A 14,869-nucleotide genomic window follows, 5' to 3' on the forward strand; every position below is an offset into this window, starting at 1 on the left:
AGGGGAGAGCCATATGGACACCATTCAAATTATCTTTGAATATGTTCTTGATCTAGGTGCCTCCGTCTTCGTTCCATTAATTATGATCATGGTCGGAGTGGCGGTGCGTATGAAATGGAAGGATGCGATTAGTGCAGGGATTATTCTTGGAGTGGCATTTGCAGGGATGGGCATAGTTATCGACTTTATGCTTGATGCGCTTACCCCGGCTGGCCAGGGGCTTGTGGAGCGTACCGGTATTGAGCTGAACGTAATCGATGCCGGATGGACATCTCTTGCCACTCTCGCCTGGGCATGGCCGCTGGCGTTTCTAATGTTTCCGCTGCAAATGGCGGTAAATGCACTGTTGCTCGCTATGAACCGCACGCAGACACTTAACGTTGATCTCTGGAATGTTTGGGGTAAGATACTCACTGCTGTACTTGTGATTGGGGTAACCAACAGCGTTGTACTAGCCTTTGTAGTAGCCTCGATTCAGATGGTGGCAGAGCTATTGATTGCGGATGTGAATCAAAAGCATATTGAAAAAATCACCGGAATTCCCGGGGTAACGGTTTCTCATGGAATGATGATATTCGGTGTTTTCTTACTACCTTTTAATTGGCTGCTCAGTAAAATTCCTTTACTCGACCGTCACGTCGACGCTAATACATTAAAAGATCGTCTGGGTATTTTCGCTGAAAATCATGTGATGGGTTTTATCATTGGAGGTCTGCTCGGAATTGTAGCAGGTTACGGTGTTTCTGAAGCACTTACGCTGGCCGTGCAGGCTGCAGCAGCATTAACATTATTCCCAATGGTGGCGAAATTGTTCATGCAGGCGTTGTCCCCATTATCAGAGGCGATATCTGATTTTATGAAAAAGAGATTCAAAAACCGAAAACTTCATATTGGACTCGATTGGCCGATTCTTGCCGGCAGCAACGAGCTTTGGGTCGCCATCATTATATGGGTGCCGATTACCCTCGGCTATGCAGTTCTATTACCAGGGAACAATGTGCTGCCGTTTGCGGGCATTATTAATATTTCTCTGGCAGCTCCGGCTTTAATTATTACTGGTGGAAACCTGCTTCGCATGATTCTTTTAGGGATGATAACGACACCGGTATTCTTGTATGTGGCTACTGGATTCGCTCCAACTATTACAGAGCTTGCTCAGCAAACAGGGGCGATATCCATTGACAGCGGACAGATGATTTCTTGGAGTACCATTGAATACCCTGTCTTTCGCTATATCTTTTCTCAAGCCGGTTTAATTACCGAAGGCAATTTTTTTGGACTGCTGTTTGTAGCAGCCTGGGTTGCACTTTTGGCACTGTATTTAAAAACAATGAAACATCGCAGTACCGAAGAGAAGGCAGTAGAGGAATCAGAATTTAAGGAGAAGGTAATGTGATTTATACGATAACCTTTAATCCGGCAATCGACCATATTATGTATGCAAGTGAGCCATTAACAAAACGAAAGAATAACCGTGTTTCTGAAAAAGCACTTGATCTGGGGGGGAAAGGCCTGCATGTTTCTCATGCGCTCACGCAGCTTCAAATTGAAAATTGTGCACTTACTTATGCAGGTGCCGAAAATGAAGCTCAGCTGGTGTCGTTGTTGAAACAACGGGAATTGCGATATGAACTTTTTTTAGAGCAGGATGCTTCCACCCGGGACACGTTCGTGCTGATGGACTCAAGTGGGGAAGGGAGCTTAATGGTAACCGAACACGGCTTTGCAGTTTCACGTGAAACACACGACATGCTATGGCAGTTTTTGCTCAGACATGCAGCCACATCGGACACGGTTATTCTTTCAGGATCTCTCCCCCCGGGATATTCACAAGATCGCTTAAAAGAAATTCTTCATCTATTAAAAGAAAAGCAATGCCTCATTGCCTGTGACTTCAGCGGAGAAGCGCTGAGAACAGCGATAACTGAAAAGGTTGATTTCATTAAACCGAATGAACAGGAGCTGATGGAGCTGGCTCCTTCAGGTGAAACGGTAGAAAAGCAGTTATCTTTGCTGAATAAAACGGTTCGTTATGTGGTGTTTTCAAGAGGGAAGCGTGGATGCACTGCATTGATAGATGGAGATTGTTTTCATGTATCTGCGCCAAAAGTGAAGGAACGAAACGACACTGGGGCAGGAGATATTTTTGTAGGTGCTTTGTTTGCTGGAAGAGAACGAGGTTATTCGTGGGAGCAGTCACTTGCATTTGCGACAGGCTGCTCCGCATCAAAAGCAACAAAAATGACCAGTGCCGATTTTGATGTGGAAGAAGCAAAAATGTTCAGGGCAAAGACACTTGTTAAGATAACGAAAGGGGTAGGATAATGTTATATAAAAAGGAACGCGAGGAACTATGTACTGTCGTCAAAACAATGTTTGAAAGGTTTGAAACAAATGCTGCCGGAGGCAATGTCAGCGTAAGAATGAATAACGATCACATCATTATGACCCCTACGTTGATGTCCCAGCAGAAATTCTGTGATCTTGAATGGCACGAAATACTTGTTGTGAATATGAACGAACAGAAAGTGGAAGGGGACGGTAACATTACAAGAGAAATTAATATGCATATGGCCTGCTACCGTGAGCGGCCGGATATAGGGTGTGTTCTGCATGCCCACCCCCGTGAGTCGCTCGTGTTTGCTACAATGGATATGGAAATGCCAAATTTAACAGAAGCGACACAGAAGCTTGGCCGGATTCCAACATTGCCATTTGCTCCCGCCACATCTCTTGAGCTTGCCGGCATCGTGAAAAACTACGTCACATCACGACAAGCTGATCAGATACCGTTGGCAATGCTATTAAATAAACACGGAATCGTTGTGCTTGATAAATCGCTGCGAAAAGCATACGACATGCTTGAACGTATAGAGTATAATGCCTATGTGGCTTATAAAACACTGATTTTCGATTCTCTATCCATAAAGAAATTAGGTGGTGCCAGCGGCCGTGAGCTTCAATATAATCTAGAGGAATAATAGGATGTCTCTATCCATTCAGCTTCTCATTTTTTTAAGTGCTGGGCTGCTCATTGCTGGTGTGCTTTTGCAAAATATTCTGATTGCTGCTGCGGCTCTCATTTTGGCGGTAGTGGCAGAGAAAAGATGGCATAATTAAGAAAAACCGCTCGACATTTCCCGGGAAATGTCGAGCGGTTTTTGAGATATGAATGCTGCTTACATTTACGACGCTAGATTTTGATTTTACGCCGATGAAATTGAAATTATCGCTCAAACATTACGAATTTTCGCTCATGAATTCAAAATTTCCGCTGATACTTCCTGCCGAAGCGCTGATCAAACAAGAATTATCGCCGATCGCCACTCCAACCCCCCCCAGCTACATTCGATTATGAATCTATCATCTTGCCGCCCGCCTCACCTGCTCCACATTACCTTACAATCCGATGACAAATATTTCTTTTTTACTTATAGAACCCGGGATACCGGCTAATTCTCATAATCGCTGAAAGCGTAAATATTATTTTTCAAAAAATAGGTTGTATGACAAGTAGACAATGTGGTAAATTTGCCAAAGTTTAGATTATTTCAGCTGAAGGAGGGTTTCTTGTTGAAGGGGAAGTGGTTATTCCTTGTTGTCTCTATTGTGTTTTTCACAGGCTGTCAGGCTGAAACAAATGCGGAGCCGGAGCCTCAGGAGGAGGAATCGACAATTACTGCAGCAGCCATTCAGTTCAATCCGGAGCTATATGAGAAGGAAAAGAATGTAGACGCGTTACTGCAGGAAACAGAGAAAGCATTTGAAAATGGCGCTGATCTAGTAGTGGCACCAGAGATGGCCACCACAGGCTACATGTATGAGGAACGTGAGGATATTGCTCCGTTTGTAGAACAGATTCCAGGTGAGACGACGGAAAAATTTTCAGAATTGACGAAAGAGTATGACGGGCACATCGTGTTTGGAATGCCGGAAGAGGAGAAGGAAACAGAACTCTATTATAATTCAGCCGTGTTAATTGGTCCTGACGGCTACATGGGCAAGTATAGAAAAACGCAGATGTGGGAGACAGAGATGCATTGGGGCGCATGGGGAGACCTTGGTGTGCCTGTATTTGATACAGAAATAGGCCGGATTGCGATCAATATCTGCATGGATTCTGCTTATGTGGAGCCGGCGCGTCTAGCAGGGATAAAGGATGCGGATATTTTAGCTTTCCCTACAAATTCATCGGCCCAGGCGATTTCCTCGCTGCCGGCGCGGGCACAGCAGAACGGAATGTATGTTGTCAGCGCGAATCGCTCCAATACGGAAAAAGGGTTTCACATGGTGGGAGGCAGTGCAGTATGGTCCCCTCAGGGAGAGAAGCTTGCTGAAGCACCGGTCGTGATGGAAGAAGAGGAAGCGATCGAGGAAACGAATATTGAGTATGCAGAGATTGAGCAGAGCGATTATGAAAATGACAACAAGGAGAGAGTGGAAGAGCGGCGGCCGGAGCTATATAAAGAATTGGGGCAGCGCATTTCTCCGTGGGATGAAACCAAAAATACGGACGAGAAAAATATAACAACCTTTACCCCTCAATATGAACCGAAGCCCGGAGATAAAAAATCCAATCTGAAAAAAATAGAAAAGCTGGCAGTGAGTGCTTCACAGGAAGAGGATTTTAAATTAACGGTCCTACCAGAAATGAGTCTGACCGGACCGCTGGAAAATGAAAAATCTTCCCAGCTTCGAAAGCTTGCAGAAAATGAAAATGGGAAAACGATGCAAAGCATGGCAAAGCTTGCGGAAAAATATAACACCGCGATCGTATATGGATTTATTGAGAAGGAGGGAAATTCTCTTTTTAATTCAGCCATGCTTCTTGATGAAAATGGAGAAAAGGCTGGTAAATACCGAAAATCACATTTAAGTGAAGAGGATAAAGAATGGGCTGCAGCAGGGGACAAGCTCTCGGTATTTGAGACGGATACATTAGGAAAAATCGGTCTTCTTATCGGGGAGGACGCGCTCTATCCCGAAACTGCCGGTGGCAGTGAACCGTGCTGATATTATAGCAGTTCCTTCGTCCTGGAACGGGCAGTACGGAGGAGAAATGGAAATTGACGACAAGCTTTCAGAAAATCCTTATCCGAAGAATGCGATGGTAACGTGGGATGCGTTGGCAATCGGCTCTCAAGCCTATACGGTGGTCGGGAATTTTACAGGAACAGAGCAGGAATATCTCGGAGGCGCCGGGGCGTACGGAATTGATCCTTTATATGGCCTCGATGAAGTGGATATTGCTTCCGAAGATGAGGAAGAAGCTAAAACATCTTCCTTTGAAACTCTTGCCGAGGACTGGTGGTTTAATCAGGAGCAGCTTATCGACTCCAGACAGGCACATCATTATGAGCCTTTAATAGAAGAGTAGCCACTCGCTGAGAAAAAAATGTTAGAAATGATTAAATTCCCCCTGTTCAAAATAATTTGTCATGTTGTATACTCGTAATACAAATTTTGATAGCGCTTTCCGAAAAAGGAGGTTCATTATGTCTGTTTTTGATTTGACGATCGATATCGGCCTGATATCAATGCTTCTGCTTCTCGGGGTAATCCTAAGAGCAAAAGTAAAAGCTTTGCAGAAGGTTTTTATTCCGGCAAGCATTATTGCTGGATTTGCCGGTCTTGCATTTGGGCCGAATGGGTTCGGGTGGCTGCCGTTTTCTGAGGCCATCGCTGATTATCCGACCATTCTTATTGCGGTTATCTTCGGGGCGATTCCAATTGGGGCGGCTCGGATCAATTGGAAAAAAACGTTCGGCCGGGTCCGCAATATGTGGGTCTACTCCATGCTTCTTACCCTGCTTATGTGGGGAGGCGGAGCGATGATAACCTATTTGCTGCTCAGTCATATTTGGAATATCCCCCAGGGCTTTGGCCTTGTACTCGGAGCAGGCTTTCTTGGCGGTCACGGCACTGCTGCCGCAGTGGGAGAAGCATTCAGCAGCATGGGCTGGGAGGATGCGACTGATCTTGGCTATACGTCTGCCACCATCGGCCTTTTGTGTGCAATTATCGGCGGATTGCTGATTATTAAAAAGTCCGCGAGAGAAAATAAAACAAATTTTATTTCTGACTTTAAAGATCTGCCCTCGGAACTTCGGACGGGGCTGGTTTCAAAGGATGACCGTGAATCCTCCGGACATGATACGGTTTCAAGCAATACAGTCGATCCATTATTCTTTCATCTCGCCATTATTGCGATGGTGGTCGTTATCAGTTACTTTCTGCAAAACGGCCTCGGATCCATTTTCCCCCAGATCAGTGTGCCGCTTCTCAGCGTTGCATTTATTGTAGGACTTCTCGTCCAGCAGTCGATGCGTGCAGCAAAGGCTGATTATTATGTAGATAAAAAAGTGATTGACCGCTTAAGCGGGACAGCCACAGATTTAACGGTGGCATTTGGAATTGCATCAATTAATCTATCAATAGTTTCGAATTATATCGTGCCGCTCGCTGCCTTATTTATTTTTGGGCTGCTGTGGGCTTACGCCATCTTTCATTTTATTTCACCGAGAGTGTTTCATCAGCACTGGTTTGAAAATGGTATTTTCGGGTGGGGATGGAGTACCGGCACAGTAGCGATGGGTATTGCGCTGCTTCGTATCGTCGACCCGAAAACGAAAAGCTCCACTCTTGATGATTATGCCCTCGGCTACGTCGGCATGGTGCCCGTAGAGGTTGTGATTATCACCTTTGGTCCGCTTATGATGATGAGCGGTCTGGCCGGAGTCTACTCCTTCGCTCTCCTTGGTACAGCAGCACTGCTGATTGTTATTGCGGGAAAGAGCGGCTGGTTCGTGAAAAAAGAAGTGGTTTCTGAACGACGCAAAAAAGCAGGATGATTGATACTATTAAAACCTTAGGGAGAGATGAAAATGAGAGAAAAACAAATCAACTTTTATAGTGAAGGCTGTAAGCTGAAAGGAACGCTGTATCTACCGGATGATTACGCTGCGGGTGAGAAACGGCCGGCTATTATTCCTAATTCAGGCTATCAGGGAGTCAATGAATTTTATCCGAAAATGTTTGCAGAGGCACTGACCAAAGAGGGCTATGTCTGTCTCGGTTTTGATTACCGAGGTTTTGCGGAAAGTGAAGGAGAAAAAGGAAGAGTGCTCATTGAAGAACAAGTCGAGGACATTCACAATGCCCTTACGTTTTTAAAACTGCAGGAGGAGGTCGATGAGGAACGCATCGGACTGCTCGGGTGGGGGATGGGTGCTGCCCACGTTCTGCAGGTAACTGCAGCCGATCAAAACATCTCTGCAGTCGCCGCACTAAACGGCTTTTATAACGGAGCCCGCTGGTTAAAGACAATTCATTCGTACAAGGATTGGCTGGCACTCCTCGAAACCGTAAAGGAAGACAGAGTCCGCCGCGTGACTGAAGGCAGCTCCAGGCTGGCAGATACCTTTCTGCATTACCCGCTGGACCCGGCAACAGCAAGCTATGTTGAAAAAGAATTGGCATCGCTCGACGGCTTCGGTCACCAAACGTACATTCAATTTACCGAATCTATTATTGCGATGAATGCAGAAAAAGCAGCGGCTGAGATTGAGTCTGTGCCATTGTTTATCGGGCATGGCGTCAGTAACATACTGCACCCGGTTGATGAAGCCCGCAAGCTCTATCAGCATGCCAATGATCCGAAGCAATTCTTCGAAATTCACGGCAGGCACAATGATTTCATGTACAGTGATCACCCGGAGTTTTTAAGATTAATAGATTCTTTGAACCTCTTTTTCAACAAGGCAATGCAGCGAGTACCCCACCAAACCATTTAAAAGGAGATAATGGATATGAAAGCAGCAAATCAATTTCATCCTTTATTAGAGGGAGCCTACGAAATGCATGTTCACAGCTCCCCTAGTATTTTTCCGAGAAAACAGACGGACTGGGATCTCGTGCAGGATGCAGTGCAGGCCGGTATGGCCGGCCTGGTATTGAAAGCACATGAAGGTGTAACCTATGACAGAGCCACGCTCCTTCAGGAAAAGCATCCGGAGCTGGCTGTTCATGGCGGTCTAGTCTGCAACATCTACAGCGGCGGTTTATCACCGCACAGTGTCAGCATGGCTCTGCAGATGGGAGCCAAAATTATTTGGATGCCGACCATCTCTGCCGAGCAGCATCAAAGATATTTCGCTGAGCACCAAAAGGATCGCTTTTTCAACAGCAATAAATCATTGGATTATTCACAATCTCTCTTAAAGGTGATGGATGACAATCACAAACGGGTGAAAGATGAAGTGAAGAAAATTCTCTCGCTGGTGGCTGAATATGATGCAATTCTCGCGACGGGCCACCTTGCTCCGAATGAGGTCACTCCGCTCGTGGAGGAAGCCAAGGCAGCCGGAGTCACCAAAATCTTAATCCAGCATGCTGATCTAGGCATCGCCCAAATTCCGATCGATCAGCAAAAAGAACTTGCCCAGAAAGGCTGTCTTATCGAAAAATGCTACCTTGCCTGCAGTGAGGATTTTGACAATCTCACTGTCGGGGAAATGGCTGCGACTATCCACACGCTCGGTCCTGATTCGTGTGTGCTTGTTACGGATTACGGCCAGCAGCATAATGTGGCTCCAATCGAAGGCATGAGTAAGTTTATTGAGGAGCTGCTTGAAAGCGGAATAACAGAGACTGAAATTACTACTATGATCAAAACAAACCCTGAGAAACTATTAAAATAACGAGGTGATCCTTCTTTCGACGAACGAGAGAAGGGTCTTTTCTTGTTGATATTTCCCGGAAAATGTCGAACAATAATCGATTAAAAATGCCCGCTACTGAAATTTTCGCCGATGGATTTAGAAATATCGCCGATGAAATTGAATATTCCGCTGATGATTTTCGAAAAATCGCTCATGAATTCAACAATTCCGCTCATGATTACCACCAAAGCGCTGATCAAACAAAAATTTTCGCCGATAAGACGCACGAGCAAAACAAAGCCTGTCTCGTCTCCTTCCAACAATAGGATAGAAAAATAGAAAAACCGGGTATGTGAAAATAAGGAAGAAAGCAATTATTCAAAGGAGGAAGTGAAATGGCTGCAAAGAAAATCCTGATTGTGACTGGTGATGCAGTAGAAGCACTGGAAGTCTATTATCCTTATTTTCGCTGTATGGAGGAGGGGTTCGAAGCAGATATAGCTGCGCCGCATAAGAAAAAATTACACACGGTTATTCACGACTTCGAAGACTGGGAAACATACACGGAAAAGCCCGGCTATCTCGTCGAAGCAAACCTGGCATTTGAAGATGTAAAGGCGGAGCAGTATGACGGGATCATTATTCCCGGCGGCCGCGCTCCCGAGCACATCCGCATGAACGAATACCTGCCCGGCATCGTGACACACTTTTTTGAAGCGGATAAACCGGTCTGCGTTATGTGCCACGGAAGTCTTGTTCTGACACCAATTGCTGACGTCGTAAAAGGAAGGAAAATGACCGCTTATCAGGCATGCAGGCCAGAAGTAGAAAGCACCGGGGCAGAGTACATGAACGAAATGGATTACGTCGATCGTAATCTTATATCCGGCCATGCCTGGCCAGACCTGCCTGCGATTATGAAGGAGTTTGTGAAGCAGATAAATTCTTATTAAAACAAAGGGGGCATTCCTGTTTTACAGGTCGGCCCCCCTTCCTTATTTATCAGGTGACTTCATTGTTTTTTCCAGCACGGCGTAATGATATTTTCCTTCTCTTGTCTCTGCTGTCATAATTTCAAACAGATGGCAGTACGGATATTTACGGCTGGCTGCACTGAGCGCGCGCCGTGGATTTTTTCTTTTACGATCTGCCTTATAAACCTGCATGCCGAAGAAATCATTGGCTTTAATGACGTTAGCCACCGCAGGAGTGTCTGATAAAAGATAATACCCGCTGCGCCACTGGGTAATATTTGCATCCTTATGTTTTTTTTGTATCATTCTTTTAGTCATAATAAACCCCCTATAAATATTCTAAATTATCAGATTAAATAATGCAAAGGTCCTTTTAAATGAAATAATAAAAGGTTATATTTGGTATATTATGAAAATTAATAGCTTGTACTAGTTCAGAAAGAACCAATCGAAAGTCTAAATTATTTTATGCAAAAAATGAAAAATTATGATCAAAAAAAGTTGGAGGGAGTTATGAAGACAATTGGTTTAATCGGCGGGATGAGCTGGGAGTCCTCCTTAGAGTATTATAGAAAAATAAATGAACTGGTTAGTAATAGGCTGGGCGGGCTGCATTCGGCCAAGTGTGTAATGTACAGTGTAGATTTTGCAGAGATAGAAGCTTTTCAGCGCAGAGGTGAGTGGCATAATGCGGCAGAAAAGCTTGTTTATGCTGCGAGGAAATTGGAGGCGGCTGGAGCCGATTATCTCATGATCTGTGCAAATACGATGCATAAAATTGCGGGTGACGTGCAGGAAAATATTACAATTCCCCTGCTTCATATCGGCGAAGCCGCCGCTGCAGAAATACAAAATCAGAAGCTGAATAAAATTGGGCTGCTTGGCACCATTTATACAATGGAGGATACCTTTTATAAGGAACGCCTGGAGAAGCTTGGTATTGAGGTGCTTATTCCAGAGGAACAGGAACGAAAGGAACTAAACCGCATTATTTATGAAGAGCTTTGTCACGGTTCTTTTCAAAAACAATCAAAACAATCAATCCTCCGAATGATGGACGCTTTGATGGAAAAGGGAGCTGAAGGATTGGTGCTTGGCTGTACTGAGATTCCACTTATCGTTGATGCCGGGGATCACCAGCTTCCACAGTTTAACACGCTTGATATCCATGTGCGGCAGGCGGTGGAGCAGATGCTTACCTAAGTAATGTGCCGTGAAGCAGGTGGGCCGTTAACAGTACATGTAAAAAGTACATATGGCGGTGGAAACGGGAGGGGGAAGCGTGGAAAAAGCAGAGATAGCGTGGAAACGGGATCGCAGCGGTGGAAATCCGACCGCTGCAGGGGAAAGCGGCATGCGAGCAGGGGAAAAAGAAGAGACAAAGGGAAAAATTAGCTGAATCGGGGAAAAACCATTGGGAGCGGTGGAAACGGTAGATGCAACGGTGGAAACGGGAGGATGAAGCGTGGAAAAAGCAGAGATAGCGTGGAAATAGCACTGCACTGCTGAAAATCCGACCGCAGCAGGGGAAACCATCAAGGAAAAACCAAGCAAACGGAACGAGTGCCCGTCTGCTTGATTATTGTTACGCATATCTTTTCAAAAACTCATCATTTGTGATATCCGTGACGAACATATGACCGGGAGAATGAGTGATCATTAATGGGATTCCGCTTGTTACAGTGGCCATCTGCGGGGTCACGCCGCAGGCCCAGAATACAGGGTCCTCATCAGGCTTGATATCAATAGCGTCTCCGTAATCAGGGGCATTAATATCACGAATACCAAGCTCCGCCGGGTCTCCAATATGAACGGGTGATCCGTGCATGTTAGGGTATTTGGCTGTGATGTCGCTGGCATTGCTGGTCAGATGACGTGGCAACGGTCTCATCGAAACGACAAGCGGGCCTTCAAAGACTCCTGCTTTTTCTGAAGGACGATTCGTGACATACATCGCTACGTTCTTTTTTTCATCGACATGTCTTAACGGTATATTGGCACTTTGCAGCATGCTTTCAAAGGTAAAGCTGCAGCCAATAAGAAATGTGACAAAATCATCTCTCCACGTGCTCTCGATGTCGTCCTGTTCGTTGATGAGTTCCCCTTTTTCATAAATTCTGTACAGCGGAACATCGCTTCGAATATCCGAGCCTGGGGCAAGGGAGGATTCGAATTCCCCCGCCTCAAGCACATCGACAATAGGGCAGGACTTCGGATTTCTATGCGCAAATAAAAAGAAATCGAAGGCATATGCTTTCGGCAGGATGACTACGTTCGCCTGCACATAGTCAGCGCAGTAGCCGGACGTAGGCTGCCGGAATACTCCAGTGCGAATCAGCTGACGAAGCTCTCGGGGAGTCTGCACGATGATATCCCTTCTTTCTGATAGATTCTATGCTCCAAATATATCACGGTAAAGTTCAGGGAGATACAGGCTGATTTCAGGGATATACGTTATAAGCAGCAAGACAGCAATTAATATGCCTACCTGAGGGACAAGATGCTTAAACATATCCTGTACTTTTATTTTAGCTATTTTTGCCGTGACAAAAAGTGTAACACCGAGCGGAGGTGTGGCCATACCGATCGTCAGGTTCACTGCCATAATGATCCCGAAATGAACGGGGTCAATTCCGGCTGCAATCACCAGTGGCAGAAACAATGGTGTAAATATTGATACAGCACTAATAGTATCTATAAAAGTGCCTGCCAGCAGTAATATAATGTTAATGACCAGCAGCAGTAATAGTGGATTTTCAGCCACAGGCCCAAGCATATTCGTCAACTGTGCCGGGATACTTTCATAAGATAAAAACCAAATAAACAGTGATGCCGTCCCGATAAGGAAAACAATCGATGCGGTTGTTTTACCTGTTGCTATAAATACATCCTTTAAATCCTTTAGAGTTAATTCTTTATACACAAACATGCCGATAATTAGAGCATAGAATACAGCTACTACACCTGACTCTGTGGCGGTGAAAATTCCTGAGATAATTCCTCCGATGATAATAATCGGCATAATTAAGGCAAGTAGTGCGTCTGCGAAACCTTTGAAAAATTCTTTGGGCTTTGGAATTGTATCTCTTGCTTTGTAGTTATTCTTTTTGCCTACAATAAAGCTGTAAATCATTAATCCAAGCCCCATCATTATACCGGGTACAAATCCAGCAATAAAAAGATCACCTATAGATACACTTGCAATTACACCGAACAAAATAAGCACAATACTTGGAGGAATAATAGGGCCGATAGTAGCTGAGGTGGCCACGAGACTTGCGGAGAAGCCGACATCGTAGTTCTCTTTTTTCATCGCAGGCAGCATCATTCCACCAATGGCTGCTGCTGCGGCGATCGCCGTTCCGGTCAATGCAGAAAAAAACATACTCGCTACTACAACAACCATGGCAAGTCCGCCTGGCATAAATCCGACAAGCATCTGCGAGAATCGAATCAACCGCTCCGATATTCCACCGCGTGTCATTACTTCGCCGGCAAGGATGAACAATGGCACTGCTATTAAGCTGAAGCTTTCAATACCGCCGAAAATCTGACGCGGGACATTGATGAGAAGGTAAGGGTCTGTAAGTAAAATTCCTGTCATCGACACAGCACCCAGGGCAAAGGCAATCGGTACCCTCAGTAATATCAATAAGAATAATAATGGAATGAGCCAGATCATCGAATCACCTGCCTAATATGAAAATACAGCATAAACAAACCGCTGATTGGTATGGCGAAATAGACATAAGCTGTCTGAACAGGCAGAATACCAACAGTCTGGCCGGATGTCAGGTTATTATTTACGAGCTGGAACCCGTAATAGGTGAAAATAACTATAAAAAACCCAACGATGACAAACTCAAGAACGGTTGCCATCTTCTGCAGCCACAGTGGTTTGTTATCGAGCAGATCGACCTGCAGGTGATCCTTGTGATAAAGACAGACCACTGCTCCAAGCAGGACGGCATAAACAAATGTGATTAATACAAATTCCTGCGACCAGGCAAGCGATTGACCTAGTACGTAGCGGTAAAATACTTGCAGAAATGTTACAAATACTGTAATGACTAAAAAAAGGAACATGAGTAATTCCAAGATTTTAATAATCAGGGCATCAATCTTTTGCATGTATCCCCCTCATTTCTGAATCGACTTTGCTGATGAATTAACCCCAGGTGTATAACTGAATACACCTGGAATGTTCTTAATTATTTTGCTGCTTCAATTTCTTCAAGCAGGGAAGCGGGAACTTCTTCAGACAATACATCCCTGACATCAGCTGTTGCTTCTCTAAAAGCCTCCCGGTCCGGCTCTTCATTAATCGTAACGCCGTTCTCTTCTAAGGTTTCTACGATTTCTTCTTCTTTTTCAGCAAGCTCTTCACGCTGATAGTCTGTTGTTTCCTGAACTGCTTCTTCGAGAGCTGCCTGCTGATCTTCACTTAATTTTTCCCAGGCTGCATTGCTTGCTACAGTGATGGCTGGGGAATACGTGTGGGAGGTTAGTGTTACATAGTCCTGCACCTCATAAAATTTCATCGAATCAATCGTAGGGAGCGGATTTTCCTGCCCATCTACTACGCCCTGGTCCAAAGCAGAGTACAGTTCATTAAAGTCTACCGGTGTCGGGCTTGCTCCAAGCGCATTCATGTGAGCTTCCCATACCTTTGAAGGCTGGACACGAATGCTTAGTCCTTGAACATCTTGTGGTGTATTGATTTCTTTTTCATTATTCGTGATGTGCCTAAAGCCTACTTCCCAAAATCCCAGTCCTTTCATGTTGTTCTCTTCCACGGTTTCCATTAAGCTCTCCCCAATCTCTCCATCAAGTACGCTGTATACATGATCTCTGTCTTCAAAAATGTAGGGGATCCCGAATACGTTCATTTCAGGAACGGTATTTGCAAAAGAGCTGTCTGCTGCCACAGTTGTCATATCTAGTGTTCCATCTAGAATTTGCTCTACTGCTTCATCTTCACTTCCCAGGTTGGCATTGCCATGAATATCGATGGTTACGGATCCATCGGTCTTTTCTTCCGCCAGTTCTTTAAATTTCTCAGCAGCAATGTGGTATTGATGAGTGTCGGAGCCAGTATGGGCTAATCTAAGGGTGACACTGTCTTCCGAATCACCTCCGTCTGCTTCTCCATTAGAATCCCCGCTTCCGCATGCGGCAGTGAAGATAACAGAACTAATTACCATCGTGGAAATCAGAAACTTTTTCATATAATGA

General features: G+C 45.0%; 16 protein-coding genes. 11 read left to right on the forward strand and 5 right to left on the reverse strand.

The window, feature by feature from the left end; genetic code table 11:
• The first annotated feature begins 13 nt into the window (after nucleotides 1-13).
• The 10 genes from ACE4RR_RS10345 to ACE4RR_RS10390 all read left to right on the forward strand — a co-directional run bounded on the left by ACE4RR_RS10345 (nucleotide 14) and on the right by ACE4RR_RS10390 (nucleotide 9,613).
• Nucleotides 14-1,396 carry a PTS galactitol transporter subunit IIC gene (locus ACE4RR_RS10345; RefSeq protein ID WP_375535346.1) on the forward strand — a complete coding sequence of 461 codons (1,383 nt, stop codon included), beginning with the start codon at nucleotides 14-16 and terminating at the stop codon, nucleotides 1,394-1,396.
• On the forward strand, nucleotides 1,393-2,325 hold the full coding sequence (locus ACE4RR_RS10350; RefSeq protein WP_375535347.1) for a 1-phosphofructokinase family hexose kinase: 933 nt from the start codon (nucleotides 1,393-1,395) through the stop codon (nucleotides 2,323-2,325). Before ACE4RR_RS10345 ends, ACE4RR_RS10350 begins: the two co-directional genes overlap by 4 nt.
• A complete protein-coding gene (locus tag ACE4RR_RS10355) occupies nucleotides 2,325-2,981 on the forward strand; it encodes a class II aldolase/adducin family protein (RefSeq protein ID WP_375535348.1) in 657 nt (218 codons plus the stop codon). The genes ACE4RR_RS10350 and ACE4RR_RS10355 overlap by 1 nt, the downstream gene beginning before the upstream one ends.
• 4 nt (nucleotides 2,982-2,985) lie before the next feature.
• Complete coding sequence (locus tag ACE4RR_RS10360) at nucleotides 2,986-3,120, forward strand: hypothetical protein (RefSeq protein ID WP_375535349.1); 135 nt, start codon at nucleotides 2,986-2,988, stop codon at nucleotides 3,118-3,120.
• A gap of 453 nt (nucleotides 3,121-3,573) precedes the next feature.
• Nucleotides 3,574-5,013, forward strand: coding sequence for a nitrilase-related carbon-nitrogen hydrolase (locus ACE4RR_RS10365; RefSeq protein ID WP_375535350.1), 1,440 nt, complete (start codon nucleotides 3,574-3,576; stop codon nucleotides 5,011-5,013).
• Nucleotides 5,000-5,377: a hypothetical protein gene (locus tag ACE4RR_RS10370; protein ID WP_375535351.1), complete on the forward strand. Its 378-nt coding sequence runs from the start codon at nucleotides 5,000-5,002 to the stop codon at nucleotides 5,375-5,377. The genes ACE4RR_RS10365 and ACE4RR_RS10370 overlap by 14 nt, the downstream gene beginning before the upstream one ends.
• Before the next feature lie 118 nt (nucleotides 5,378-5,495).
• Nucleotides 5,496-6,851, forward strand: a complete 1,356-nt coding sequence (locus tag ACE4RR_RS10375; protein WP_375535352.1) for a sodium/glutamate symporter — start codon at nucleotides 5,496-5,498, stop codon at nucleotides 6,849-6,851.
• Nucleotides 6,852-6,884: 33 nt separating this feature from the next.
• Nucleotides 6,885-7,793 (forward strand): alpha/beta hydrolase, encoded by a 909-nt coding sequence (locus ACE4RR_RS10380; protein WP_375535353.1) that lies wholly within the window; start codon nucleotides 6,885-6,887, stop codon nucleotides 7,791-7,793.
• 15 nt (nucleotides 7,794-7,808) lie between these two features.
• Nucleotides 7,809-8,699, forward strand: a complete 891-nt coding sequence (locus ACE4RR_RS10385; protein ID WP_375535354.1) for a DUF6282 family protein — start codon at nucleotides 7,809-7,811, stop codon at nucleotides 8,697-8,699.
• A gap of 356 nt (nucleotides 8,700-9,055) precedes the next feature.
• On the forward strand, nucleotides 9,056-9,613 hold the full coding sequence (locus ACE4RR_RS10390; protein ID WP_375535355.1) for a DJ-1/PfpI family protein: 558 nt from the start codon (nucleotides 9,056-9,058) through the stop codon (nucleotides 9,611-9,613).
• Between the two features lie 42 nt (nucleotides 9,614-9,655).
• Here ACE4RR_RS10390 and ACE4RR_RS10395 read toward each other — a convergent pair whose 3' ends face one another.
• Nucleotides 9,656-9,952: a hypothetical protein gene (locus ACE4RR_RS10395; protein WP_375535356.1), complete on the reverse strand. Its 297-nt coding sequence runs from the start codon at nucleotides 9,950-9,952 to the stop codon at nucleotides 9,656-9,658.
• Nucleotides 9,953-10,147: 195 nt separating this feature from the next.
• Here ACE4RR_RS10395 and ACE4RR_RS10400 point away from each other — a divergent pair, with 195 nt between their 5' ends.
• A complete protein-coding gene (locus ACE4RR_RS10400) occupies nucleotides 10,148-10,837 on the forward strand; it encodes an aspartate/glutamate racemase family protein (protein WP_375535357.1) in 690 nt (229 codons plus the stop codon).
• A gap of 382 nt (nucleotides 10,838-11,219) precedes the next feature.
• Here ACE4RR_RS10400 and ACE4RR_RS10405 read toward each other — a convergent pair whose 3' ends face one another.
• The 4 genes from ACE4RR_RS10405 to ACE4RR_RS10420 all read right to left on the reverse strand — a co-directional run bounded on the left by ACE4RR_RS10405 (nucleotide 11,220) and on the right by ACE4RR_RS10420 (nucleotide 14,862).
• The gene (locus ACE4RR_RS10405; RefSeq protein ID WP_375535358.1) at nucleotides 11,220-11,999 is read right to left on the reverse strand and encodes a putative hydro-lyase; all 780 of its coding nucleotides are present in this window, start codon (nucleotides 11,997-11,999) and stop codon (nucleotides 11,220-11,222) included.
• 27 nt (nucleotides 12,000-12,026) lie between these two features.
• Entirely contained in the window at nucleotides 12,027-13,316 is a 1,290-nt protein-coding gene (locus ACE4RR_RS10410; protein ID WP_375535359.1) for a TRAP transporter large permease, read from the reverse strand.
• On the reverse strand, nucleotides 13,313-13,765 hold the full coding sequence (locus tag ACE4RR_RS10415; protein ID WP_375535360.1) for a TRAP transporter small permease: 453 nt from the start codon (nucleotides 13,763-13,765) through the stop codon (nucleotides 13,313-13,315). The genes ACE4RR_RS10410 and ACE4RR_RS10415 overlap by 4 nt, the downstream gene beginning before the upstream one ends.
• Nucleotides 13,766-13,845: 80 nt before the next feature.
• On the reverse strand, nucleotides 13,846-14,862 hold the full coding sequence (locus ACE4RR_RS10420; protein ID WP_375535361.1) for a DctP family TRAP transporter solute-binding subunit: 1,017 nt from the start codon (nucleotides 14,860-14,862) through the stop codon (nucleotides 13,846-13,848).
• Nucleotides 14,863-14,869 lie beyond the last annotated feature (7 nt).

Source organism: Alteribacillus sp. HJP-4 (genome assembly GCF_042139015.1).
Lineage (GTDB): Bacteria > Bacillota > Bacilli > Bacillales > Marinococcaceae > JBHIKY01.